Annotated in this window: 23 protein-coding genes; 14 read left to right on the top strand and 9 right to left on the bottom strand. The window is 64.8% G+C overall.

Features of this window, described 5'->3' with window-relative positions; translation table 11 throughout:
• The first annotated feature begins 6 nt into the window (after positions 1-6).
• The 5 genes from ACFQS4_RS07760 (at position 7) to ACFQS4_RS07740 (ending at position 2,718) form a co-directional block, all read left to right on the top strand.
• Positions 7-201, top strand: coding sequence for a DNA-directed RNA polymerase subunit N (locus ACFQS4_RS07760; protein WP_254160139.1), 195 nt, complete (start codon positions 7-9; stop codon positions 199-201).
• Complete coding sequence (locus ACFQS4_RS07755) at positions 198-377, top strand: DNA-directed RNA polymerase subunit K (protein ID WP_253433913.1); 180 nt, start codon at positions 198-200, stop codon at positions 375-377. The genes ACFQS4_RS07760 and ACFQS4_RS07755 overlap by 4 nt, the downstream gene beginning before the upstream one ends.
• Entirely contained in the window at positions 374-1,579 is a 1,206-nt protein-coding gene (eno, locus tag ACFQS4_RS07750) for a phosphopyruvate hydratase (protein WP_497903060.1), read from the top strand. The genes ACFQS4_RS07755 and eno overlap by 4 nt, the downstream gene beginning before the upstream one ends.
• Positions 1,576-2,373 carry a 30S ribosomal protein S2 gene (gene rpsB, locus ACFQS4_RS07745; RefSeq protein WP_497903059.1) on the top strand — a complete coding sequence of 266 codons (798 nt, stop codon included), beginning with the start codon at positions 1,576-1,578 and terminating at the stop codon, positions 2,371-2,373. Before eno ends, rpsB begins: the two co-directional genes overlap by 4 nt.
• 153 nt (positions 2,374-2,526) lie before the next feature.
• Positions 2,527-2,718, top strand: a complete 192-nt coding sequence (locus ACFQS4_RS07740; RefSeq protein ID WP_497903058.1) for a hypothetical protein — start codon at positions 2,527-2,529, stop codon at positions 2,716-2,718.
• On the opposite strand, the gene ACFQS4_RS07735 is transcribed toward ACFQS4_RS07740, so the two are convergent.
• Both ACFQS4_RS07735 and ACFQS4_RS07730 read right to left on the bottom strand, forming a co-directional pair.
• A complete protein-coding gene (locus ACFQS4_RS07735) occupies positions 2,715-3,326 on the bottom strand; it encodes a trimeric intracellular cation channel family protein (protein WP_497903167.1) in 612 nt (203 codons plus the stop codon). The genes ACFQS4_RS07740 and ACFQS4_RS07735 overlap by 4 nt on opposite strands.
• A 225-nt stretch (positions 3,327-3,551) precedes the next feature.
• Entirely contained in the window at positions 3,552-4,787 is a 1,236-nt protein-coding gene (locus tag ACFQS4_RS07730; protein WP_500192753.1) for a DegT/DnrJ/EryC1/StrS family aminotransferase, read from the bottom strand.
• Between the two features lie 241 nt (positions 4,788-5,028).
• Between ACFQS4_RS07730 and ACFQS4_RS07725 the strand changes: the two genes are divergently transcribed.
• Together ACFQS4_RS07725 and ACFQS4_RS07720 are read left to right on the top strand one after the other, a co-directional pair.
• Positions 5,029-6,642 carry an alkaline phosphatase family protein gene (locus tag ACFQS4_RS07725; protein WP_497903056.1) on the top strand — a complete coding sequence of 538 codons (1,614 nt, stop codon included), beginning with the start codon at positions 5,029-5,031 and terminating at the stop codon, positions 6,640-6,642.
• 2 nt (positions 6,643-6,644) lie between these two features.
• Positions 6,645-7,661 (top strand): lipid II:glycine glycyltransferase FemX, encoded by a 1,017-nt coding sequence (locus tag ACFQS4_RS07720; RefSeq protein ID WP_497903055.1) that lies wholly within the window; start codon positions 6,645-6,647, stop codon positions 7,659-7,661.
• 264 nt (positions 7,662-7,925) lie between these two features.
• Here the strand turns inward: ACFQS4_RS07720 and ACFQS4_RS07715 are convergent, their stop codons facing one another.
• The gene (locus ACFQS4_RS07715; protein ID WP_312912402.1) at positions 7,926-8,192 is read right to left on the bottom strand and encodes a MarR family transcriptional regulator; all 267 of its coding nucleotides are present in this window, start codon (positions 8,190-8,192) and stop codon (positions 7,926-7,928) included.
• Positions 8,193-8,503: 311 nt separating this feature from the next.
• Between ACFQS4_RS07715 and phoU the strand changes: the two genes are divergently transcribed.
• Positions 8,504-9,175: a phosphate signaling complex protein PhoU gene (gene phoU / locus ACFQS4_RS07710; protein WP_497903054.1), complete on the top strand. Its 672-nt coding sequence runs from the start codon at positions 8,504-8,506 to the stop codon at positions 9,173-9,175.
• Between the two features lie 251 nt (positions 9,176-9,426).
• Here phoU and ACFQS4_RS07705 read toward each other — a convergent pair whose 3' ends face one another.
• Positions 9,427-10,215, bottom strand: coding sequence for a hypothetical protein (locus ACFQS4_RS07705; RefSeq protein WP_497903053.1), 789 nt, complete (start codon positions 10,213-10,215; stop codon positions 9,427-9,429).
• Between the two features lie 678 nt (positions 10,216-10,893).
• Complete coding sequence (locus tag ACFQS4_RS07700) at positions 10,894-11,550, bottom strand: DUF7344 domain-containing protein (protein WP_497903052.1); 657 nt, start codon at positions 11,548-11,550, stop codon at positions 10,894-10,896.
• Between the two features lie 168 nt (positions 11,551-11,718).
• Here ACFQS4_RS07700 and ACFQS4_RS07695 point away from each other — a divergent pair, with 168 nt between their 5' ends.
• The 4 genes from ACFQS4_RS07695 to ACFQS4_RS07680 all read left to right on the top strand — a co-directional run bounded on the left by ACFQS4_RS07695 (position 11,719) and on the right by ACFQS4_RS07680 (position 19,667).
• Complete coding sequence (locus tag ACFQS4_RS07695; RefSeq protein WP_497903051.1) at positions 11,719-12,453, top strand: MBL fold metallo-hydrolase; 735 nt, start codon at positions 11,719-11,721, stop codon at positions 12,451-12,453.
• Between the two features lie 123 nt (positions 12,454-12,576).
• The gene (locus ACFQS4_RS07690) at positions 12,577-15,645 is read left to right on the top strand and encodes an MMPL family transporter (protein ID WP_497903050.1); all 3,069 of its coding nucleotides are present in this window, start codon (positions 12,577-12,579) and stop codon (positions 15,643-15,645) included.
• 156 nt (positions 15,646-15,801) lie between these two features.
• Positions 15,802-18,906, top strand: a complete 3,105-nt coding sequence (locus tag ACFQS4_RS07685) for an MMPL family transporter (RefSeq protein ID WP_497903049.1) — start codon at positions 15,802-15,804, stop codon at positions 18,904-18,906.
• The gene (locus ACFQS4_RS07680; protein WP_497903048.1) at positions 18,903-19,667 is read left to right on the top strand and encodes a TrmB family transcriptional regulator; all 765 of its coding nucleotides are present in this window, start codon (positions 18,903-18,905) and stop codon (positions 19,665-19,667) included. Before ACFQS4_RS07685 ends, ACFQS4_RS07680 begins: the two co-directional genes overlap by 4 nt.
• A 25-nt stretch (positions 19,668-19,692) precedes the next feature.
• Here ACFQS4_RS07680 and ACFQS4_RS07675 read toward each other — a convergent pair whose 3' ends face one another.
• The gene (locus tag ACFQS4_RS07675) at positions 19,693-20,760 is read right to left on the bottom strand and encodes an mRNA surveillance protein pelota (protein ID WP_497903047.1); all 1,068 of its coding nucleotides are present in this window, start codon (positions 20,758-20,760) and stop codon (positions 19,693-19,695) included.
• A 139-nt stretch (positions 20,761-20,899) separates the two neighbouring features.
• Between ACFQS4_RS07675 and ACFQS4_RS07670 the strand changes: the two genes are divergently transcribed.
• Positions 20,900-21,343, top strand: coding sequence for a DUF4870 domain-containing protein (locus ACFQS4_RS07670; protein ID WP_312912393.1), 444 nt, complete (start codon positions 20,900-20,902; stop codon positions 21,341-21,343).
• A gap of 165 nt (positions 21,344-21,508) precedes the next feature.
• Here the strand turns inward: ACFQS4_RS07670 and ACFQS4_RS07665 are convergent, their stop codons facing one another.
• The 3 genes from ACFQS4_RS07665 to ACFQS4_RS07655 all read right to left on the bottom strand — a co-directional run bounded on the left by ACFQS4_RS07665 (position 21,509) and on the right by ACFQS4_RS07655 (position 23,149).
• A complete protein-coding gene (locus ACFQS4_RS07665; RefSeq protein ID WP_497903046.1) occupies positions 21,509-21,904 on the bottom strand; it encodes an OsmC family protein in 396 nt (131 codons plus the stop codon).
• A 66-nt stretch (positions 21,905-21,970) separates the two neighbouring features.
• Positions 21,971-22,408, bottom strand: coding sequence for an SHOCT domain-containing protein (locus tag ACFQS4_RS07660; RefSeq protein WP_497903045.1), 438 nt, complete (start codon positions 22,406-22,408; stop codon positions 21,971-21,973).
• A gap of 18 nt (positions 22,409-22,426) precedes the next feature.
• Positions 22,427-23,149, bottom strand: a complete 723-nt coding sequence (locus tag ACFQS4_RS07655) for a metal-dependent hydrolase (RefSeq protein ID WP_497903044.1) — start codon at positions 23,147-23,149, stop codon at positions 22,427-22,429.
• A 333-nt stretch (positions 23,150-23,482) separates the two neighbouring features.
• Between ACFQS4_RS07655 and ACFQS4_RS07650 the strand changes: the two genes are divergently transcribed.
• Entirely contained in the window at positions 23,483-23,749 is a 267-nt protein-coding gene (locus ACFQS4_RS07650) for a hypothetical protein (RefSeq protein WP_497903043.1), read from the top strand.
• Positions 23,750-23,789 lie beyond the last annotated feature (40 nt).

Here is a 23,789-nt window from a genome sequence, read left to right as displayed (position 1 = left end):
CAAGATATGATGGTACCGGTCCGGTGTTTCACGTGCGGTAACGTCGTCGGCGAACACTGGGAAGCGTTCGACGAGCGAGCGAACGAGGGCGGCGAGGACCCACAGGAGGTCCTCGACGACCTCGGCGTCGACCGCTTCTGTTGCCGACGCATGCTCGTCAGTCACACCGACCTCGTCGACGTCGTCTCACCCTACCAATGATGCAACAACGCCACAATCGATACGAGAAAGCGCGCATCCTCGGCGCTCGAGCGCTGCAGGTGTCCTACGGGGCACCAGTATTGATCGACACGGATCAGTCCGAACCGATCCTGATCGCGGCCGAGGAGTACGATGCCGGTGTCCTGCCCTTCACCGTTCATCGAGGAGGGAAATGACGCGCATCACCGACGTTCGGCTCCGGGAAGTGCTGGACTCGCGGGGGAACCCGACGGTCGAGGCCGACGTCCTCACCGAGAGTGGCGGATTCGGCCGCGCCGCGGCCCCCTCGGGAGCCAGCACTGGCGAGTACGAAGCGATCGAGCGACCGGCCGGCGAGGCCATCGCCGCCGCTCGCGAAACCGCCGTCCCGCGTCTCGTCGGTGAGGCCTTCGCCGGCAACCAGCGCGAGGTCGACGGCATCCTTCGGGCGGCCGACGGTACCGACGACTTCTCGGAAATCGGCGCCAACAGCGCGGTCGCCATCTCGATGGCCGCCGCCAAGGCCGGCGCCGACGTACTCGGTGCGCCGCTGTTCCAGCATCTGGGCGGTACCTTCCGCGGCGACAACTTCCCGGTTCCGCTCGGAAACGTCGTCGGCGGTGGCGAACACGCCGCCGACGCGACGGACATCCAGGAGTTCCTCTCGGCACCGGTCGGCGCCCCGAGCGTCGCCGAGGCCGTCTTCGCGAACGCGGCGGTCCACGCCGAGGTCTCGGAACTGCTCCACGAGCGCGACGTCCCCGCCGGCAAGGGCGACGAGGGCGCGTGGGCGCCGTCTATCGACGACGACGAGGCCTTCGACATCGTCGACGAAGCGGTCTCGACCATCGAGGACGAGGTCGGCTTCGAGATTCGGTTCGGCCTGGACGTGGCCGCTGCCGAGATGTACGACGACGACGCCGGCGTCTACGAGTACAGCGACACGACTCGAGACACCGACGAACAGATCGCCTACGTCGCGGACCTCGTCGACGAGTACGACCTCGTCTACGTCGAGGACCCCCTCGACGAGAACGACTACGAGGGCTTCGCCGACCTCACCGAGGAGGTGGGCGACCGGACGCTCGTCTGTGGCGACGACCTGTTCGTCACCAACACCGAGCGACTGGCCGAGGGGATCGAACAGGGTGCGGCAAACAGCATCCTGATCAAACCCAACCAGATCGGAACGCTCACCGATGCCTTCGACGCGATCGAACTCGCCCGCGCGAACGGCTACGAATCGATCGTCTCCCACCGGTCGGGCGAGACCGAGGACACGACCATCGCACACCTCGCCGTGGCGACGGACGTCCCGTTCATCAAGACGGGCGCCGTCGGCGGCGAGCGAACCGCCAAACTCAACGAACTCATCCGAATTGCAGACGATGCGACATGACTGAGGACAACGCACAACAGGACGGACTCGACGCCGCCGAGGCGGAGATCGACGAGGAGCCAGCCGAAGGGGCCGGCCCCGCCGCCGAATCCACCGACGAGGACGTCGAGCCAGTAGACGAACAGAACGCCGAGGCCGCTGAGGCCGCGGACGAACAGGAAGAAGCGGAGCCAGCCGGACCCACGCTCGACGACGACGTCATGAGCGACGAGGAGGCCGACCTCCTCATCCCCGTCGAGGACTACCTCGGCGCCGGGGTCCACATCGGGACCCAGCAGAAGACCCAGGACATGGAGCGGTTCATCCACCGCGTCCGGACCGACGGACTCTACGTGCTGGACGTCTCGAAGACCGACGGCCGCATCCGCACGGCCGCGGACTTCCTCGCGAACTACGCGCCCGAACAGATTCTGGTGACCTCGAGTCGCCAGTACGGTCGCTTCCCCGCCGAGAAGTTCGCCGAGGCCGTGGGGGCACGCGCCCGCACCGGGCGGTTCATCCCGGGGACGCTCACGAATCCGAAGTACGACGGCTACATCGAGCCGGACGTCGTGGTCGTCACCGACCCGATCGGCGACGCCCAGGCCGTCAAGGAGGCCATAACGGTGGGCATTCCGGTCATCGCGATGTGTGACTCGAACAACCAGACGAGCAACGTCGACCTCGTCGTCCCGACGAACAACAAGGGGCGCAAGGCGCTGTCGGTCGTCTACTGGCTACTGGCCAACGAGACCCTCGACCGCCGCGGTGCAGAGCCAAGCTACGCGCTCGAGGACTTCGAGAGCCTGGTGTAAGGTCGCGTTTCGATCGTGTTTTCCGCGAGTTCGAGCCGGTGAGCGGTGGCGCTATCGGCGTCGAGTCCCACGAAGGGATGCTCGTGAGGGGAACCGGGGATCGAGAGCCCGATAGTCATTACTTATTTAACACTAAATCCAGTGATCGAGCGTATGGTCCCACTCTTCATACCAGGTGCGCCGGGAGGCCCCGAACTACTGATCGCACTCGTGCTCACGCTGGTCGTACCACTCGCTTTCATTGCGGCGCTGTACAGTCTCCTCGCGTCGAGGCGAACGCACGGCGAACGGATCCGCGAACTCGAGGCGCGCGTCGAGGCCCTCGAGGAGGGACGGAATCCCTAATCGCCGGCGACGGCCTCGAGTCGCTGGGCCGTCGGCACGGTCCAACCCCGCGAGAGAGCGAGTACCCGGGTCCCGACAGTGACGGTCGCACAGGCTGCAGCCGCCAGGGTCGCGTCGGCGGCGAGCGCCGTGAAGAGCCAGTAGGCGCTCCCACCGAGGACGGCGCAACTGGCGTAGAAGTCCTCGAAGAGGATGAACGGGGACCGATCCAGCAACAGGTCGGCGACCGCGCCACCACCCACGGCGTTGATCGTGGCGATGGCGACGACGCCGAACGCCGGCAACCCGATTTCGGTGGCGACGATCGCTCCCGCCGTGGCGAACGCCGCGAGGCCGACCGCGTCGGCGTACAGCGTGATCGGTCGGTCGTCGGGCGCCTCGAGCCAGGTGTAGAGGACGACCGCCAGGCAGACGCCGAGGAGTCCGAGGGCGACCTCCCCCACGTTCTGCAGGGCGAGCGGGACGCGGCCGACCAGCACGTCGCGCGTCGCACCGCCGGCGAACGTGGTCACGAGGCCGACGACGGTGACGCCGAAGAGGTCGAACTTCGCCCGAATCGCTTTGGCGGATCCGACCAGAGCGAACGCGACCAGTCCGATCGCGTTCATCACGAGGAAGGGGTCCACGACGAGCGTCTGGAATCGACTCACTACGAGTGGCCACGGGCGAGACAGTATTGACTGTGTCGGACGACCGCTCGCGACTCGAGGCGCTTTCCAGGAGGATTCGCACCTCGAGCCCGAAGCTAATGCTACAAATTTTATAGTAAATGATGTAGCGCGGCTACCAGAACATCCGTCCTGGCGCGTCGTGAGGCGAGAATCGAACGCTCGTCACCCGGGCTCGAGGCGGCGCTCGATAGCCCGTTCGACCGCACGAATCGCGTCCGGATCGACGTGCTGGTGAACCGGCAGGAGGACGACCGTCTCGGAGAGCCGGTGGGCCGTCTCGTAGGCGGGATTCTTGAGCACCGACCGCGAGAGCCGCGGCCAGGTGTGCACGCCGTGGACACCGTGGGACTCGAGCAGGCGACGGAGCCGTTCGGGCCGATCGGTTCGGACGGGAAAGACCTGGGGGCAGACCCCCGGCGGGGGCGTCTCGAAGAGAGGGTCGACGTCGGGACGGTTCGCGAACAACGCGGACCAGGCGCGGTAGTTCTCCCGTCGACGCGAGCGGAGCTCGTAGGGGTCCGTTCCCGAGAGTACCGACGCAGAGAGCCGCGACAGACGCCGCTTCGACGCCTCGTATCGGCTATTCGAATCGGGAATCTCCTCGCCGCCACGATTGGTCCTCGAGACCCTGGTGGCAGCGTCCTCGAGCGACGGACGTCGAGCAAAGGCGTCGGTCGCGAGCGATTTACAGACGAACGCGAGGTCCGACCGTCGAACGCGACCGTCGACGCCGGCCAGGGTGGACGGCTCGAATCGCGCCGAAACGTCCGGATCCGAGAGGTAGAGTGCCGCTCCGTTCGGGATTGCCAGCAGTTTCCACAGGCTGGTCACGCCGATGTCGCCTCGCGTTCCGAGCAATCGACCACGCTCGAGGCTGAGCGGGCCGTGTGCGTTGTCCTCGACGTGGGAGCAGTCGTACTCGTCGACCAGCGACTCGATCACGTCGAACCCCCGTTGGGGGAACCCGAAGTAGTTCACGGAGACGACGGCGAGCGTCCGGTCGTCGATGCGGGACTCCAGGTCCCGCTGGTTTGGCGCGAGCGACTCGGTGATGGCGTAGTGCCGGGGCTCGAGGCCGAGTTCGCGAATCGGCTCGACGACGGCGTCGGGGAGGTACGCGGGGAGGGCGACGTTCGTCGCCGCCTCCCCGTCCATCGCCAGGAGCGTCGCGAGGCCGTCGCGGAGCGCCGCCTTGCTCGAGCCGTAGTACGCCATTTCGTCGGCACGTCCCTCGAGGTAGGCTGCGACGGTCGGGCGATTCGGATGAGACGCCAGAGGGGTGTCGTCCGCGAGCGCACCCGTGGCTCGAAATCGAGTCGGCGCGATGAACGCCCGCTCGAGGAGAGGGCGTCCGCCGTCGCGTATCGACGCGAGTACCGACGGCGTTCCCCCGATCATTGCTTCGCCCACGCCCGCTTGCCGTCGATCGATTTCCGTCCTGTCACCCGCCCTGCCATCATCGGTGAAACCATGGACAGCCACCGGCTTAGTGATGCGGACGATACGGATCGATTCGGTCATTCAACGTCGGCTTACAGCCTCCCAGAAGCCAGCTGTATCGTCTGCCGACCAGGGGAAGTTTCGACGTACACGGCCAATACAATCGCATAACAATGGCGCCGACGACCAACACTCGAGTATGGATGACGACGGACCACAACTGCTCGTCGTAGGGCTCGACGCCGCCTGTTTTCCGGTGCTCGAGCCACTGTTCGAGGCGGGAACGACGCCGACGCTTCGTCGCCTGTTCGAGGTCGGGGCCTGCGGCCCGCTCGAGTCACAATTGCCGCCGTGGACGGCGAGCGCCTGGCCCAGCCTCTACACGGGACAGAACCCGGGCAAACACGGCGTCTACGACTTCCTCCGATTCGAGGGGTACGACTGGGACGTGGTCAACGCCTCGCACGTTCGCGCCCGGCCGGTCTGGGAACTGCTGAGCGACCACGGCCTCTCGAGCGTCGTCGTCAACGTGCCCGTGACCCACCCGACGCGGGAGTTCGATGGTGCGCTGATTCCGGGAATGACCGCGCCGGAAGATCCACCGTGTCATCCCGAGGGAATCCTCGAGGAGATCGAAGCCGAGTGCGGCGAGTACCGGGTCTATCCTCAGAGCGGCCCCGAACCCGGGACGTCGATCGAGAGCTACGAGCGGACGATCGCGGGGCGGGGCCGGGCCTTTCGGTACCTCCTCGAGCGATTCGAACCCGCGTTCGCCTTCCTCCAGTTCCAGCAGACCGACTCCGTGTTTCACGAGCGCCCGGGCGAGAAGCGAGCCGTCGAGGCGGTCTACCGGGCCGTCGACGATCAGCTCGCCCGGATCATCCTCGAGTTCGAACCGGACAACGTCCTCGTCGTCAGCGACCACGGCATGGGACGAGTCGAGGGCTGGGAGTTCCGCATCAACGAGTTCCTCCGAGACCGCGGGGACGTGGTCGCCAGGAGCGGCGGCGAGGGGATGCCCACCTGGTCGCGGGCCTGGCAGAACGACTTACTCGAGGGCGAGTCGGCAGGCACCCACGACCGGAGCACGCTCGAGCGAGCGATGAACCTGGCTGCCCGGGCTGGGGTCACTACCCAACGCGTCGCGAACGCACTCGATCGCGTCGGACTGAAGGAGTTCGTCGGGGAACGTATCCCGAACGACGTGATCCGGTCGGCGAGCGAGCAGGTCGACTTCCCGAACTCGCGGGCGTACCTCCGCTCGAAGAGCGAACTCGGCGTCAGGATCAACGTCGAGGGACGGGAGCCCAATGGCCAGGTGTCGACCGAGGAGTACGACGCCTACCGGCAGTCCCTGATCGAGGACCTCCGCGCCGTCGAGACGCCCGATGGCGAGCCGATGTTCGAGGCTGTCGAGCCACGGGAAGCGGTTTTCGACGGACCCGAACTCGAGCGCGCACCCGACATCGTGACGGTTCCGGCGGGCTTCGACAACGCGGTCGTCGAGGGGCTCGAAGGCGAGCACTTTGCCGAACCCTGGGAGTCCTGGAACCACAAGCGAACGGGCGTGATCGCCGCGGCCGGGGCGGACTTCGACGAGGGCGCCTCGTTCTCGGACGCGACGATCTTCGACGTCGCACCGACGATCTGCTCGTTCTTCGATGTGAACGTCGACGCGGCGATGGACGGCGAGGTCCTCCCGGTGGTCGAGGCGAGCGAACGCACCGCGTACCCGAGCTACGAACCGGACGGAATCAGGGCCACCGACGACGCGACCGTCGAGGACCGACTGACCGACCTGGGGTACCTCTGACCATGGGCATCGAAATCGAGCGATTGGACGTCCGCGAAGACGCCGACGAGTGGAACCGGTACGTCGAGCGCGCGGATCGGACGCACCCGTTCTACCGGGCCGAGTCGCTCGCGCTGCAGGCGGAGGACACGAACACGACGGTCCACTCGCTAGTCGGATTCAAGGGTCAGGAGGTCGTCGGCCTCTTTCCCGTGTTCGAGTTCAGGAAGGGGCCGGTCACGGGCGCGTTCTCGCCGGCGCCGTACTCCTGGAGCTGCTATCTCGGACCGGTCACGTGCAATTTCGAGAAGCTGAAACGGCGCAAGGCCGACCGGCGGATGAAGACGTTTCTGGAGGAGAGCCTCGAGTGGATCGACGAGCACCTTTCGCCGATGTACGCCAAATTCGAGTCGGTTCGTATCGGCGACGTTCGCCCCTTCGTCTGGAACGGCTACGAGGTCGACCCGAAGTACACCTACGTCGTCGACCTCGGGGACGACCTCGAGCACTTGCTCGACACCTTCAGCAGCGACGCCAGATCCAACGTGCGAAGCGCCGACGACTTCGAGGGCGTGTACGTGATCGAGGAGGGTTCGATCGACGACATCGACCGAATCGTCGAGCAGGTTCGGTCGCGCTACGCGAGCCAGGGGCAGTCGTTTCACCTCTCAGCGGGGTTCGTTCGGTCGCTCTACGAGGAACTCCCCCGGGGGTCGGTCCGGCCGTACGTCTGTCGCGTGAACGGTGACGTCCAGGGCGGCATCCTGGTGCTCGAGTCGGACTCGACGCGGTATCGCTGGCAGGGCGGAGTGAAACCGGACGCGGACGTCGACCTGCCGGTCAACGATCTGCTCGACTGGCAGGTCATGCGCGACGGCCTCGAGGCCGGCCTCGAGCGCTACGACCTGGTCGGAGCGGGCGTGCCGAGCATCAACCGCTACAAAGCGAAGTTCAATCCGCGTCTCGAGACTCACTACACGGTCACGTCCGGGGCGTTCGGACTCGATGTGCTGATCGACAGGTATCGGAAGCGAAAGTGAGACGAGAGCAGTGGACGGGCGATGAAACGATCGATACGTGAGGAATCGGTCGATGCGCGAAGTGCATACAAGCGAGCTACTACTCGAGGGGCGTACCGGCAGGTCACTACACAATGGACATGCCGGCGGGACACTACTCGAGAGACAAACCGACGGCTCACCAGGTGAGCGATCGAAGAATGGGTGGCCCGATAGTGGTGGTGCGATGGTGTGACAGGGTTACGGGGCGGGCCACCCCCGACCGAAGAACGGCCGAATCGGCCGTTACAATTCGCCGTCGACCGTGTAGATCGACCGGCGCGCGTCTCGCAGCGACGGGCGGCTGTCGACACAGTCGACGTTCTCGAGTTTCGTGAGCGCGTAGCGGACGGTCCGCGCGCACAACCGAGACTCCGTCGCAATCTCTTCCTGGGTCATCGCGCCCTCGTACTCGAGCACCTTGTAAACCAGTTTGGCACTCGGCGGGAGGTCGCTGACCAGTGTACTCTGCGTCGATTCGTCGCTAGTGTGTTCGGTATCTGTAACGCTCATTGGTCGAGGCGGGTCGGTACGTCGACAGACCACGGATCCCACTATCAACGGCGCCCATCGTTCACGGAACTATGCGGTCACTATACGTCGATACACTGTGATTGACATGCCTCGAGACTGAAACCCGTAAAACGGGTCGTAGCGGCGATTTTCCGCCAGTACAACGATCTCATATAGGGTGTATAATCGTTTCTGCCGTAGCAAACGAGGGGTCGGTCGGGCGTGACCGACGCGCTCGAGCACGGACCGACGACGCGGCGGCAACTCACCCGTACGTAAGGTATTTGGACGCCGGCCGTGGTGATTCGTGCATGGCCAGAACCTCCTACCAGGAACAGCTTCTGGAACTTCGATCGGACATCTGTTACATGGGCGAGGTCGTCATGGAACGCCTCCGAATGGGTCTCGACGCGCTCGAACAAAAGGACGAGGACCTCGCCAACGAGGTCATCACCGGCGACGGCGAGATTAACCGGATGTACCTCGACCTCGAGCAACAGTGTATCGACCTCCTAGCGCTCCAGCAGCCAGTCGCCAGCGATCTGCGGTTCATCGCCTCGTCGTTCAAGGTCATTACCGACCTCGAGCGGATCGGCGACCTGGCGGTCAACCTCGGAGAGTACACCATCGACGCGGAACAGGACCTCTTTCCCGACGTCGACGTGCAGGCGATGGGTGATTTGACCCTCGAGATGATCGACGATGCATTGCAAGCCTACGACGAGGAGGACGTCGACGCCTGTCGGGAACTCGCGGTTCGGGACGACGACCTCGACCACTTCGCCGAACGGGCGAGCGAAATCGTCGTTCGCGATCTCATCGAGCGGGAACTCGACGCCCCCGACGAGGTCGAAAGCCTCCTCCAGGACGTCTCTCGACTCCTGTTGACGATTCGAGACCTGGAACGGGTGGGCGACCACGCGGTCAACATCGCCGCCCGGACGCTGTACATGGTCGAGAACGACGACGAACTCATCTACTGAGTCGCTGGCTCTGTTGAATACCTTCGTAGTTGATAGGAATCGCGTGCTGAATATAGAGAATGGATGCAGCACGGTAGCACTGTTTATTTCACACACTCAGTCCGGAACCAACCACTACATACGGGTGCTTACTGGTTGTGTCACCCAATTATATCTGGCTTTGAATTATGGCCAGTGATCAACACTATTGCGAGAGACTGATTGGAGTTGCTGGCTTCAAGAGAGATTCTTCGTTTCTTCCGCGAAGCGAGCTACGGGTTATTCATCGTGCCCCACTCGAGCCACCCCTCAACGTGGTCAATTTTCGCGGGATCGCATCGTGGATAGGGGAAGTAGACTGTTTGCGTGTCTCCCGGAGCGAGATCGACAAAAAATTCAGTACTTTTGCCAGCGTATGCCACTGTCACCTCATCGAGGTACGCCTTCAGGTGTGGGTATAGCCTGACATCCTTCGTGTGATCATTGGTAACTGTCCCAGCGTATCCATACACCGAAACGTCATCGTACGTTCCAATCTGGCCCCACTCCCCATCAATCGTTGCGTACTCCTCAGGGACAGTCCCGATGTCGTCGACCCCGCCTTCTTCGACGGTGAGCGAATACCCATCTATCGCGTTGGGATCGCCTTCAGAAGTCACCACCGTGAACAAATACGTCTCGTCCTCAGCAACGCTGAATCCTGTATCCTTTGCATGCGACTCGTCGGAAAATTCTGCTTGGACCTCTGGGAAACTCCCATCTTCCCTCGCCGCAATTCGACCACGAACGCCGTATCGACCGCTCTCGGTGTCTCTGAAAAATTCGTGATCGGTCACGAGTTCCGCGTATAATCCCTCAATATCCGATTCGAGCAATTCACCTTCGGCACAGATTGGGGTGAAATCGTCGTCGAACGTCTCCGTGGCAACCGTCTCGACGTCTCGGTTATCCTCGGGGGTCAAATCAGATCCATTATCCGGCGTTGAACCACGTGAAAGACACCCCGCTACGCCAGCAGCTGGTGCCGTGAGCAATCCAAGTAGATACCGTCGTCGTCTCATTTGTTGAATTATTGAGGCCCCTCGGAAATAGTTATTTGGGTAACTAAAAGAGGGGTTGTAGGTACACCTGTGAGAGATGCGTACTTTGACTGGACGGGGCGGGCCCAGTCTGTACTGAACGTTCACCACCCTACGCAAACCGAACCGAATTGAGTGCAACATTCGCGCTCTGAGTTCAGCACGGGTTGTTTGAACTACTCAGCTTCTGTCAGGAGTGGCGTGACCGATTTAGAGGAGGTAGTCAGCATGTCCGTAGAGTTCAAACGAAAGAGTTGTGGACAAAACTTATTATTTCTTATCAAAAAGAGAGAGCATGGTACACTGCCCTGACTGTGAGGTAACGCTCTCGGAGAAGGAAGATGTTGAGTTCGTAGAAATGGACGCTACTACTGGGTTTTTCGCGGCGTCGAAACGATTCTACCTGATTGCGTGTGGGCACTGCGGCGCGGCAATCGGCGGCGGTGTAGCAGGAGCAAAGGCCTGGTACGCCAACGTAGTAGCCGTAGTGTCTGCATTTGCCGTCGATAGCTTCGTTAAAAGCCTCCAATATGCAGTGCAACATTCGCGCTCTGTATTCAGCAGTCATACTGAAACCGATCTCCGCTCGAGGGGTTCAACGAAGTCGAGTCGCCCACGTTGCAGCGCGATTAGGGTCGGCGACCGATCATACTACCGCCGTCACCGCCTGATTCGGGTTTGGATCGCCTCGAGGTCGAGTCCGTTCGTCCGCCCCGTCGCCACCAGCGCGTGGAAAATCGACAGCATCGCGAACGAGGAGACGACGAGACCCGCGGCGGCGAGCGCGGGGAACGGGAGAGTGCCGCCCGCCGCCAGACCGACCAGTGCGACGCCGAGACCGGAGAGGGCGAGGTACGGTCGCCACCACGCTCGAGCGACTCTGTCCTCGCCCTCCTCCTCGACTCCGTCCCCGGCCTTGGACGGGGTGAGATACTCGTCGAAGTGCTCGACGAGCGTCAGCGGGGTGACGGCCCCGCGGTCCTTGTGATAGCGCACGACACCGTACTCGTCGAGTTTGGGCAGGTGCGTCTGGTAGAGCGAGATGTAGACCCGCTGGCGCTGGCGGGAGGTCAGTCTCTCCGGCGTCGTCTCCTGTTCGCGTGCAGCGACCCACTCGGCAAGGTCTCGGACGTCTACGGGTTCGTCGCGCCGACGAAGGTACCGGAGCGTATCGCGACGACGACGCGTCTGTAAGATGTGATACCGGTCGTCGGGCGGAAGCGACGGTGGAGAGTCACCCGAACGACGCCCGGCTGTCGCTGACGCTTCCCCGACCGCTAACGCCGGATCCGGCGGGGTGGACTCACCGGGACTCATTTGTACGTTACCCGATACGTAAATCACATTATATAAATCGATGGTTTCACCTATCACTTTTGATAGGACGGTCGGCACACATCGTTTCGGCCCGATCGACCGAACGACGGCATGGCCTCGAGCCGTCAGCCACGAACATATATCCGTGATCCGGCCACATCTACGAGTATGCGCGTCACGTTTCTCGGCACCGGCAGCGCGATCCCGACCGGTGAACGGTTCCAGACCGGGTTGCTCGTCCAGAGCGAGGGACGGACCGTCCTCGTCGACTGCGGCGCCGGCGTCCTCCAGCGCCTCCAACAGTCGGGCGTCGGCTTCGAGGCAATCTCGAGCGTTCTCCTGACCCACCACCACCTGGATCACGTCTCCGACCTGCTCCCGCTGATGAAAGCCCGGTGGCTCGCCGGCGAGGAACACCTCGAGGTCGTCGGTCCGCAGGGAACGAAGGCGCTCGTCGACGGCTTGCTCGAGGTTCACGAGTACATGCAGGACAGACTCGAGTTGCGGGTCAGGGAGGTCGTTCCAGGCTCGTTCACGGTGGCGGACTTCGACGTCGAGGCCTACGAGACGCGTCACTCGCTGCCGTGTCTGGCCTACCGCTTCGGCGATTACGTCACCTTCAGTGGCGACACGGAGGCGTTCGCGGGGTTGGCGAACTTCGCCGACGGCTCGGCGATCCTGATCCACGACTGTTCGTTCCCTGACGACGTCGACGTCTCGAACCATCCCACGCCGAGCGAACTCGGGCAGGTCCTCGAGGGGCACGAAATCGGTCGCGTCTACCTGAGTCACCTCTACCCCCACACGGACGGGCGTCACACGGAGATGCGCGAGTCGATTGCCCGTCACTACGACGGCGATGTGCGATTTGCCGAGGACCTCCAGACGGTTTCGGTCGAGTAGCCGTCCCGCGTCCGGCCCAACCAGCATCTGCTCGAGACGCGCCGTCATCAAGTTATATACTCGCGGCCTGTCAACGGCTCATCGAATGCAGCGAGTCGGGTCGCACGGTCGGCAGGTGGTCGCGTGAGGCGACGCTCCCGACTGGTCGAGGCGATCACGACCCACGCACGGTTCGTGCTGGTCGGCTGTCTCCTCGCAACGCTACTCTTCGGCGCGGGGATTCCCGCCCTCGAGACCGACACCACCCTCGAGCAGTTCCGGACCGACACCCCCGAGAGCGAGGCGCTCGAGTACGCCGATCGTCGCTTCGAAGAACGGGGTGAGAACACGACGACCGTTCACGTCGTCGTCACCGACGAGAACGCCCTCGAGCGCGAGTCGCTGCTCGAGGGCCTCCGGTTCCAGCAGTCGCTCCGCCAGGACGAGGCAATCGGACCGACGCTGGTCGAAAACGACTCGACGATCGGCGTCGAGAACGTCGTCGCTACGGCGATCATCAGGCTGGAACAGGCAGACGAACTCGATGATCGCGCCGACGACCTCGAAACCCGGGTGAGCCACCTCGAGGAACGGATCGACGGCCTCGCGTCGGCACTCGAGCGGGTGGGCTCGCTCCAGGCCGACTACGAGGCCCTGAACGACTCCTACGCGGCCGGGGAGGTGAGCGACGAGGAGTACGACAGGCGGGCAGCCGCCATCGAGGCCGACCTGGACGCGACGGTTTCGAACGCGACGGCCGACCTCGAGAGCGAGCGAGCAGCAAGGTTCGAGCGGGCGGCCGCGACCATTCGGGCAATAGAGTCCGAGATGGCCGACCTGGAGCGCCAGCGGGCCGCGGGTACCGTCACAGACCGGGAGTACGAGGCTCGCATGGAGGTACTCGTGGACGACCGCGAGCAGGCCGTCGTCGACGGTTCGCGCTGGCTGTTCGGCGACGAACTCCAGTCTCTCCAGCAGGAAGCGAGGGAACTCGAGGCCGAGCGCGACGGGGTCGAGCGCCTCGACCGACCGCCACTCGAGGAGCAAATTTCGGCCCTCGAGCGCGCCGACGACGACCGGTTCGACCGGGCGGTCACCCTGGTGCTGGCCGAGGACGGCCCGGGAAGTGCCGCGGCGCTTCGCCTCCTCCCGTCGTCGTACGAACCGGGTTCGCTGGAATCCGAGGAGCGACTGTTGCTCGTGACACAGTCGCTCGACCGCGGGTCGGGACCGCCCGGCGAAATCGGTCCCGACATCGTCGAGAGCCAGCTCGCCCTCGAGGAGCGCGTGCTCGAGCGCAGCGAGGACGACATGGTCTTCGGGATGGGGCTGGTGGCCGACGAAGTGGACCGCGCGGTGGCCGACAGTCTGGTAATCGTCGGCCCGCTTGCGCTGCTCTTCGTGATTGTAGCGCTCGCCATCGCCTACCGCGACGTTCTCGACATCGCACTGGGCGTCGCGGGCACGGCGACGGTGCTCGTCTGGACGCTCGGGATGGCCGGGTGGGCTGGCGTTGCGTTCACGCAGGTGTTCGTGGCCGTGCCCGTTCTACTGATCGGGCTCTCGATCGACTACGCCATCCACGTCGTGATGCGCCACCGCGAGGAACGAGCGGGTGAAGACGACGTTCGAACGTCGATGGCCGGCGCGCTCGCGGGGCTCGCAACGGCGTTCGTGCTGGTCACCGCGACGACGGCTATCGGCTTCCTCGCAAACGTCGTCAGTCCGATCGACCCAATCAGGGAGTTCGGGGCCGTGAGCGCCTTCGGCATCGGCTCCGCGCTCGTCGTCTTCGGGGCCGCGGTTCCGGCCGCGAAGGTCGAACTCGACGCGGCCCTCGAGGCGCGGGACTTCGACCGGCGTCGGCGAGCGATCGGCGGGGAAGACCGCGTCGCCCGAATGCTCGCCGTCGGTGCGATCGCCGCCCGGAAAGCGCCGCTCGTCGTCCTCGTCTGTGCCCTGCTGGTGACCGCGGGCGGCGCCTACGGGGCGACCCACGTCGACACCACGTTCGACGAACGCTCGTTCCTGTCAGGCGCCCCTCCGTCGTGGACAGGTCAGCTCGGCCCCCTCTCCCCCGGCGAGTACCGGATGCAGTCGTCGCTCGACGTGCTCGAGGAGCGCTACCAGCGCGAGGGCGGACAGGTGCAGATCCTGTTGCGTGGCAACGTCACGGCGGGTGACACCCTCCAGCGAGTCGAGGACGCGACGGCGCGTGCAGAGGCGAGCGAGGTGGTGTACGTGCTCCCGGACGGCGAACCCGACGTGCGTTCGCCCCTGTCGGTGATGCGGGCGACGGCAGACGAGAGCGAATCCTTCAATGCGACGTTCTCGCTGGCCGATCGGACCGGAAACCGCGTACCCGACCAGAACCACCTGGGGCTCTACGACGGCCTCTTCGAGTACAACCCCGACTCGGCGAGCGATCTCGTCTACCGTAGCGAGTCCGGCGAGTACGAGGCGGTTCGACTTGTCGTCGGGGTGCAGACCAGCGCCGAGAGCGACGAGACGGCCACAGAGATGCGGGCGGTCGCCGCGGTACTCGAGGGCGACGGCGACTCCGGCTACGCCGTCGCGACCGGCGGGCCACTCACCACCTACGCGCTCGAACGAACCCTCTTCGAGAGCGTCGTCGGCGCACTCGCGGTCGCGCTCGGGGCGATCGTCGCGCTGCTCGCCGTCGGCTACCGAGTCACGGGCCGCGGGGCAACGCTGGGACTCGTGGCCGCGATCCCGGTCCTCGTCGCACTCGGCGCCACGCTGGGGACGATGGCCCTCCTCGGCCTCCCGTTCAACGTCCTGACCGGCATGGTGGCGAGTCTGACGATCGGCCTCGGCATCGACTACAGCGTCCACGTCACGACCCGGTACACGCACGAACTCGAGGCGGTCGAGGCCGGCGAAACCGCATGGGATGTCCTCGAGCGGACACTGTCGACGACCGGTGGCGCGCTGGCCGGGAGCGTCGCGACGACCGGCTGTGGCTTCGGCGTTCTCGTCTTCGCTCTCGTCCCGTTGCTCCGGCAATTCGGCCTAGTAACGGCGCTAACGATCGGGTACGCCTTCCTCGCGACCATCCTCGTCCTGCCGACGCTACTCGCAACCTGGACGCGGTATCTGGCCCCGAAACCCTATCGCGTTCCGTCGCTCGCGGTCGCCCCCTCGAGGAAGTCGCTGTGGTCGCGGCCGACTCGAGACGACGATCGCGAGTGAGCTGCGTCGCCACGCGAGTCACCTGACCTCCAATGGCCTGTCAGCCACTGATTCTGTTAGTATAATCATAACAACGAGTATTTATGCGCTGATTTAGTAGGATCGTAACAACAGAATGGTACCCCCAGCAGTTCGAGACGAGAACGGAGGCTCGAGATGAGTCTCGCCGATCGTATCGCCGGAACGATCACGAGCCACAGCAAGGCAGCGCTCGCGATCATGCTCGTGCTCACGCTCGTGGTGGGCGCCGGCGCGCCGATGGTCGACGACGACTCCTCACTCGGGCAGTTCGAGAGCGAGTCGCCGGAAGTCGCGGCCTCTGAGTACATCGCCGAGAACTTCACCGTCGAGGGCGCCGAGAACACGACGACCGTCCAGGTGATCGTCCGTGGTAACGGCGAGAACGTCCTGTCCCAGGAGTCACTAATCGACTCGCTTCGCTTCCAGCAGTCGCTTCGCGAGAACGAGTCGATCAACGCGACCCTCGCCGACGAAAACGCCATCACCGGCGTCGAGAACATCGCCGCGATCACCCACATTCGGGGCCAGGAAGCCGCCGACCTCCAGGAACGCGGCGCCGAACTCGAGAATCGAACCGAACGGCTCAACGAGACGACCGACCGACTCAACGAGTCGCTGGTGACCGTCGTCGCCCTCGAGCGCGAGTACGCCGCCCTCAACACCTCTTACGAAAACGGCGAGATCGACGAGGGAACGTACGAGGAGGAATCGGCCGCAATCGAAACCCAACTCGAGGAAACCATCGACGAAGCGACTGCGGACCTCGAGTCTGAGCAGGCAGCGACCTTCGAGGTAACGGTCAAGGACCTCCGTGCTGTCGTCAACCAGGAGGCCCAGCTCGAGCGCCAGTACGAGGCTGACGAGATGAGCGACGAAGCCTACGAGACCCAGTCCGCCGAACTCGCCGAGCAACGCGAGGGACTGTTCGAGCAGGGCACCGCCGGCGTGCTCGCCGACGAGTGGGCGCAACTCGAGGAAGATAGCGAGGCGCTCCAGGCGGACCAGGAGTCCCTCCGGACCGCCGACCAGCCGTCGCTCGAGGAACAGATCGAGGCCCTCGAGGGGCTCGACGACGACGAGTACGAGGAGCTCATTTCAGACGTCCTGTCCGACGACGGCGAGGACACCGCCGCGCTCGCGTTCATGCCCGCGGAGTACGAGCCGGGCGAGACGTCCGCCGAGGCGCGAATGCTGTTCGTCACCCAGAACTCCGAGGGTGGCGGCATGGCCGAAATGGGCGGTGGCGGTGGACCCGCGCTCGACGCCCAGCTCGACATGCAGACGCTCGCGAGCGAGGACGACGGCGGAGAGGAGTACCTCGTATTCGGTGCGGGCGTCATCACGGACGAGATCGATCGATCGATGGGCGACAGCCTGGCCATCGTCGGTCCGTTGGCACTGCTGTTCGTCGTCGCGGCGCTCGCCATCGCCTACCGCGACCTGATCGACATCGCGCTGGGGGTCTTCGGCATCCTGCTGGTGCTGGTCTGGACGTTCGGCTTCATGGGCTGGGCCGACATCGCGTTCAACCAGATGTTCGTCGCCGTTCCGGTCCTCTTGATCGGGCTGTCAATCGACTACGCCATCCACGTCTTCATGCGCCACCGGGAGCAACGCGAGGAGGCGGGAACGACCGACGAAGTCCGCGGATCGATGCGCATCGCGCTGGCCGGCGTCGGCGTCGCCCTTGTCTGGGTGACCGCGACGACGGTCATCGGGTTCCTCTCGAACCTCATCAGCCCCATCGCACCCATCCGCGACTTCGGCATCGTCAGTTCGTTCGGCATCGTCGCGGCGCTGGCGATCTTCGGCGTTCTTATCCCGGCCGCAAAAGTCGAGCTCGACGGCCTGCTCGAGTCCCGCGGATTCGACCGGCGGAAACGGGCGTTCGGAACGGGGAGCGGCCGGTTCAGCGACGCACTCACCCTCGGATCCACGGCCGCGCGTAAAGCACCCCTCGTGATCCTCGTCGTGGCCCTCCTGTTTACCGCAGGCGGGGTCTACGGCGCGAGCCAGGTCAACACCTCCTTCAGCGAGGAGGACTTCCTCGCGGAGAGTCCGCCCGCCTGGACCGAGAACCTGGGGCCGTTGAGTCCCGGCGAGTACACCGCCAAGTCCAACCTGGACTACGTTAACGATCACTTCCAGCGCCAGGACGTCCGCGCCCAGGTTCTCGTCGAGGGCGACGTGACCGATCCGGAGACGCTCGAGCGCCTGGACGCGGCCGAATCCGCTGCCGCCGCGAACGACGACGTCGTCTACGTCCTGCCGAACGGCGAGGCCGACGTCTCCGGACCGCTGTCGACCATGCGCGACGTGGCGGCCGAGAACGAGTCGTTCAACGAGACGTTCACCGCCGCCGGCGGCGGGCCCGACTCGGTACCGACCGAGAACCTCGAGGGCGTCTACGACCACTTGCTCGAGGTCGAACCGTCGGCTTCCCAGTACGTCTACCGGACCGACGACGGCGAGTACGAGGCAGTCCAGTTGTCCATCGCGGTCCAGGGGAACGCCGACCTCGCGGACGTCACCGCGGAGATGCGCGCCATCGCCGACGACATCGACGACGGCGGCACCGACCCGCGCTGGGAGGCGACCGCTACCGGCGACCCGGTCGTCAACCACGTCGTCGAGAACGACCTGATGCAGACCGTCCTGGAGAGCCTGCTGATCACGCTCGTCGCAGTCGTGGTCTTCCTCTCGATCGCGTACTGGCTGACGGGGAAGGGCGCGACGCTGGGCGTCGTGACGCTGCTGCCGGTCGCGCTCGCCGTGAGCTGGATCCTCGGCTCGATGTACCTGCTGGGGATGTCGTTCAACGTCCTCACGGGGATGATCACCAGCCTCACGATCGGGCTCGGCATCGCCTACAGCATCCACGTCAGCTCCCGGTACATGCTCGAACTCGAGCGCCACGGGAACGTCTGGACGGCTATGGAAACCACCGTGACCGGCACCGGCGGCGCCCTCCTGGGCAGCGCCGCGACGACCGTCGGCGGGTTCGGCGTCCTCGCGTTCGCCATCTTGCCGGTCCTGCGCCAGTTCGGGATCATCACCGGGCTGACGATCATCTACGCGTTCCTCGCGAGCGTCATCGTCCTCCCGACGCTCCTGGTGCTCTGGACGCGCTACCTCGGACCCGACCTGTCGAGCGCCGACTGGTCGACCGATCGGCCGACGCCGGCCAGCGACGGCGGCCGCGAGGCCGGCGACGCGACCACCGGAGGTGACGACGAGTGAGCGCGCCGACCGAGAACGACGCCATCGAGTCCTTCGAACGACTCGGACTCACGAGCTACGAAGCCCGGGTGTTCATCGCGCTCCAGCAACTCGGCTCGGGCACCGCTCGAGACGTCGCGAGCGTCGCCGACGTCCCTCGATCACAGGTCTACAGCGTGGCCGAGAGCCTCGCCGACCGCGGACTCCTCGAGATGCAACAATCCAGTCCCATCCGGTATCGACCGGTGAACCTCGAGGAAGCGCGCTCGATCCTCCGCTCGCGCTTCGAGTCAGAACAGGAGCGCGCCTTCGACTACGTCGAGCGCGTCCGGGAAGAACCCGGAGGCGAGGAAGAACAGGAGGACATCTGGACGGTTCGCGGCCGAGCGCGCATCGACGACCGCGTGGTCGATCTCTGCTCGCGCGCCGAAGACCGAATCATATTCGGCGCGCGACTTCCGCCGCTCGTCACCGACGAGATCGAGCAACTGCTCGAGAGCAGCGCCGAGGAGGGGCTCGAGGTGACGGCCGTGAGCGCCGAACCCGAAGTCCGGTCGCGGTTCGGACGGCTCGAGGGCATCGCGGTGTTCGAGTCCCCGGAACATCGCCAGGCCGACGACCGTTCGGGACGGATCCTGATCGTCGACGACCAGACGATTCTGCTCAGCGTCGTCGACGACGACGGGAGCGAAACCGCCATCTGGAGCGCCAACTCGCTGTTCGCCTCGGTGTTGATCCAGTTGATCGAGGCCAATAGCGAAGCGCGCGGACGGGCGGAGTAGCTGGCTGGCGCGAGGCCAAGACAGCTTACTCGAGTCGATACCGCAACAACGCTGCGATGCCACCGAGATTCGAGAGCTGTTCGCCCGGCGGGAACTCGCTCGAGAAGACCGTCACGTCGCCGCCTTTCTGTTCGGCCGTCCGGACGACGTCGTCGACGTTTATCGCCCAGTCGCCATCGGGGCCGCGTTCTTTGCGAAGCTTCTCGTCCAGGACGAGCAGTCGCTCGATGGCGCCGTACTCGGCGGCCTGGGCGACCGCCTCGGGGCCGTAGGCCGCTTTCGCTCCCTCGGCAATTCGCTTCGTGAGTTCGTCGATGTAGGCGGCCTCCGATTCGATCCGCGTCTCCTCCTGGACGTCCGCGACGGCGCCGCGTTTGAGCACCTCGTGGACGCCGCGGTCGCCGACGCCCGCGGTGTCGACCATCGTTATTTGTTCGGCAACCTCGGGGTGATTGCGCTCGAGGTGTTTCAGCGCGTCCTGTTTCGTGAAGCCGGGCCCTGCGAGGATGATCGCGTCGACCTCGAGTCGCGAGAGGATGGTGCCGAGTTCGGCGAACAGTTCCGAGCGGTCGCGGGCGTACTCGCCTTTCCCCGTCGGGCCCGTAATGGATGCCCGCTCCTCAGTCCCGTACTGGGCGACCGTGTGAACGTGGGCCTCGCCCTCCTCGACGGTCGCGATGGCGACGTCGGGGTTCTCGGTGGCCTCGGCGGCCTCCTCGAGTCGCTCGTCCTGGTCGGGTTTGAACCGCTTGTCGATCGAAAGTTCGTCGCGGGCCTCGACGTTCAGCGTGTGGTGAAAGCCCAGCTGGTCCTCACGGGAGCAGGCGACGATTTCGCCGCCGACCCGGAGGCGGTTGGCGAACTTGTGGAACTCGACGTCGTCGACGGCGATGGCGACCCACATGTGTTCGCGCTCGCCGCCCGTGTCGCGCATCTGCTCGTCGTCCCGCTGGATCCGCCGGGTGGTGTCGCCGGCGACGCGGTCGCCCGGCTCGAGGACGTACTGGAGGTGCCAGAGGTCGTCGACGCTCTCGGGGACGACCGTCACCCGCTCGCGTCCGCCCTCGAGGGGCTCGCGACTCTTGATCTGCATACTCCGTGATGGACGCCGATGGGGTAAGTTACCTGCGGTCGGCCACGATCGGGTTCCAGACTTGCGCGAGCGCGTCACACCGTGAACAAATTTCACGAGATGAGGATATCAGGGTCGACGTGGTGGAGGACGTACGCACATGTCAAACGACACTCCCGCACCTGACGTGACGGACGTCGCGGAGACGACGATCGCCGACGAACGAACCCAGGAAACGAGCCTCGGGCCAGACGAGAACGTCCTCGGAGCGCTGTCGTACTTTACCCTCGTCGGCGGGCTACTCGTCTACCTGCTCGAGGACGAAAACGAGTTCGCCAGGTTCCACGCCGCCCAGTGCATCGCTCTCTGCGTCGGCGCGATTGCCCTGTACGCAGGTCTGACGATCGTCGGGGTGACGGTTTCGGTCGTCCTCGGCGACGTCTTCCTGATCGGGTGGCTCGTCGGGGCCGGGCTCTCAATCGTCTCGCTGTTCGTCTGGTTCGCGCTCTTCCTGGTCTGGCTGTACCTGGTCGTGACTGCGTTCCAGGGCAAGCGCACTCGAATCCCGGTCGTCGGGAACCTCGCGGAATCGACCCTGCTCTGATCGGCTCGAGAATCGACCCTGCTCTGGGCAACTCGAGTACGGGTTCTCGATAGCCGTGAACCGACCCCGTCGGACTGAGTGGGACGACGACCCGTTCCAGAACGGCGAAAAACAGTACCAGCGGGGCCGTGAAAACGTCGAACCGTCGATCTGTGGTCGTCGCGCTTAGAACGCGTCGCCCTGGAACGACGTTTCGGCGTGGAGGCTGTCCTTCAGCGCGTCGTGAACCTTGCAGAGTTCGAACGCGCGGTCGATGATCTTCTGGCCCGTCTCGTCGTCGACGTCCGCTTCGACGCGAATGTCGAACGCCGTCGACTCGAGTTTGTCGTCGTCGTTCAGGTCCCCGGAGACGTCGATCTCGATTTTCCCTAGCTCCTCGACGCCGCGCTGCTGACCGCCGACGCGCAGGGCGGGGACGTAACAGGAGCCGTAGGCCGCGAGCAGGCTCTCGAGCGTGTCCGGGGCCTCCTCGCCGGTGGCGTCGATGTCGACGCTGAAGTCGCGGACCTCGTTCGTCGCACTGAATCCCTCCTCGGAGATGGTGGTCACTTCTTTCGTCATTGCACGTCGACAATCGTGCCCCCGCGGCGTAAACGTTGTTCTCTCGGATGGAGTCCTCGAAGTCAGTTACTCCCGATCGAGGGCCGGTTCCGCATCGAACTCGTCGGGACGGTCCGGGTCGTCTCTTCCGGCGGCGCGGCCTCGGTCGACGCGCTCGATCGTGTCGTCGGCTTCCACGAGGCGATCGAGCCGTCGTTCGAACTCCGCGTCGTCGATCTCGCCGCGGGCGTAGCGATCCTTGAGTCTCTCGAGCGGATCGTACTCTCGTTGGCGCGCTCGCTCGTCGCCCCCGCGGGCGGGTTCGTCGGACTCGAAAACGATCGCTGCCAGTTCCTCGTCCCAGAACAGGAACACCGGCGTGAGGAGAAACCAGCCGACGATCGTGATGGCTCCGGCCAGTCCTCCGAGACCTGCGACGCCCGCCAAGCCGGCGAGGGCGAAGGTCACGATGGCGACGAGCAGCCAGAGATCGTCGGCCACGAACGCAGCGAGATCGTCGATCATCGGTTCGGTAGCTTGTCCTTACAGGTCGAACGTCTCGTCGCCCTCGAGAGCGACGACCTCCGCACTGCTCCCCGTCGCTTTCACCTCGCGAGCGAAGTCGTCGGGGTCCTGCTCGATGGGCGGGAACGTATCGTAGTGCTGTGGCAGGGCGTAGTCGACGTCGAGCCAGTCGACCGCGATGGCGGCCTGCCACGGCCCCATCGTGAAGTGATCGCCGATGGGCAGCGCCGCGGCGTCGGGCTCGAGGTACGGGCCGATGACCTCCCGCATCTCGGTCATGAGGCCGGTGTCGCCGGCGTGGTAGAACGTCGTCGACTCCTCGTCCGCGACCTGGGTCGGCTTCGTGTCCGAGACGACGAACCCGGTTGGCATCCCGGCGTCGACGTCGTACTCGGTCATGATGCCGTTGGTGTGGTCGGCGCGGTGCATCGTGACGAAGGCGTCACCGCACTCGACGGTCCCGCCGATGTTCATGCCCATGCCGCCGACGGCGTCCTCGAAGCCGAACTCGTCCTGGCAGTAGGAGACGAGTTCCGGGGTCGCCACGAGCGTAGCATCCGAAAAGGCGCCGGCGTCAGCGATGTGGTCGGCGTGGCCGTGCGTGAGCAACACGTAGTCCGGCGTCTCGAGGTCGTCGGCCTCGAGGTCCGTGTTCGGGTTGTCGAAGAACGGGTCGATCAGCAGGTCGGTACTGCCGACGGTGACGTGCCACGTCGAGTGGCCGTGCCAGGTGAGCTCCATTGCGGGTCGACCTACTCGCGTTATCGGCATAAAGGTGGGCGCGACCGTGTGCCGGCTGGCTCTACTCGTCGACCGTGAATGCGTACGATCACCAATGTTTATGTGACGATGGGGCCGATAGTCGGTGACCGCACTGCTGACACACCACGCGGTCAAACCGATCAGGGAGACGGGGACTGCCGGTTCGCGCGAACCGGGAGCAAAACACGGCGATGCCGTGTCTTTTATCGACGAGACTGGTCAGCCGACGGGCAGTCGAGCCCCGGACGTGCACCGGACGAGTACCACCCGGAACCATCAATCTTTACGGCGGTCGCCCCGAGGATAGGGCGTATGCTCACCCTCTCGCTCGAGGACTTCATGATCGAACTCAAGGACGGCTCGGTGAAGAACGTCGGCCCGACGAACAAGTCCGCGACCGCGAAACTGTTCGACGTCTACAGCGCGGAGGCCCGCGAGTTCGGCGACAAACGCGTCAAACTCGTCTTCGAGGACGACGACGGGAACGAACTCCAGGCCGCGCTCTTCCCCGAGGACGCTCGCGCGATCGCCGACGACCTCGAGGCGCTCGAGGCGGAATCACCGGTCTTCGAGGAGTGATCGCGCCCACGGCTATCGATTTCGGCGGACGAACCGTGCC

This window comes from Saliphagus sp. GCM10025317 (assembly GCF_042663665.1).
GTDB lineage: Archaea > Halobacteriota > Halobacteria > Halobacteriales > Natrialbaceae > Natronosalvus.
This window is presented reverse-complemented; position numbering and strand designations above follow the sequence as displayed.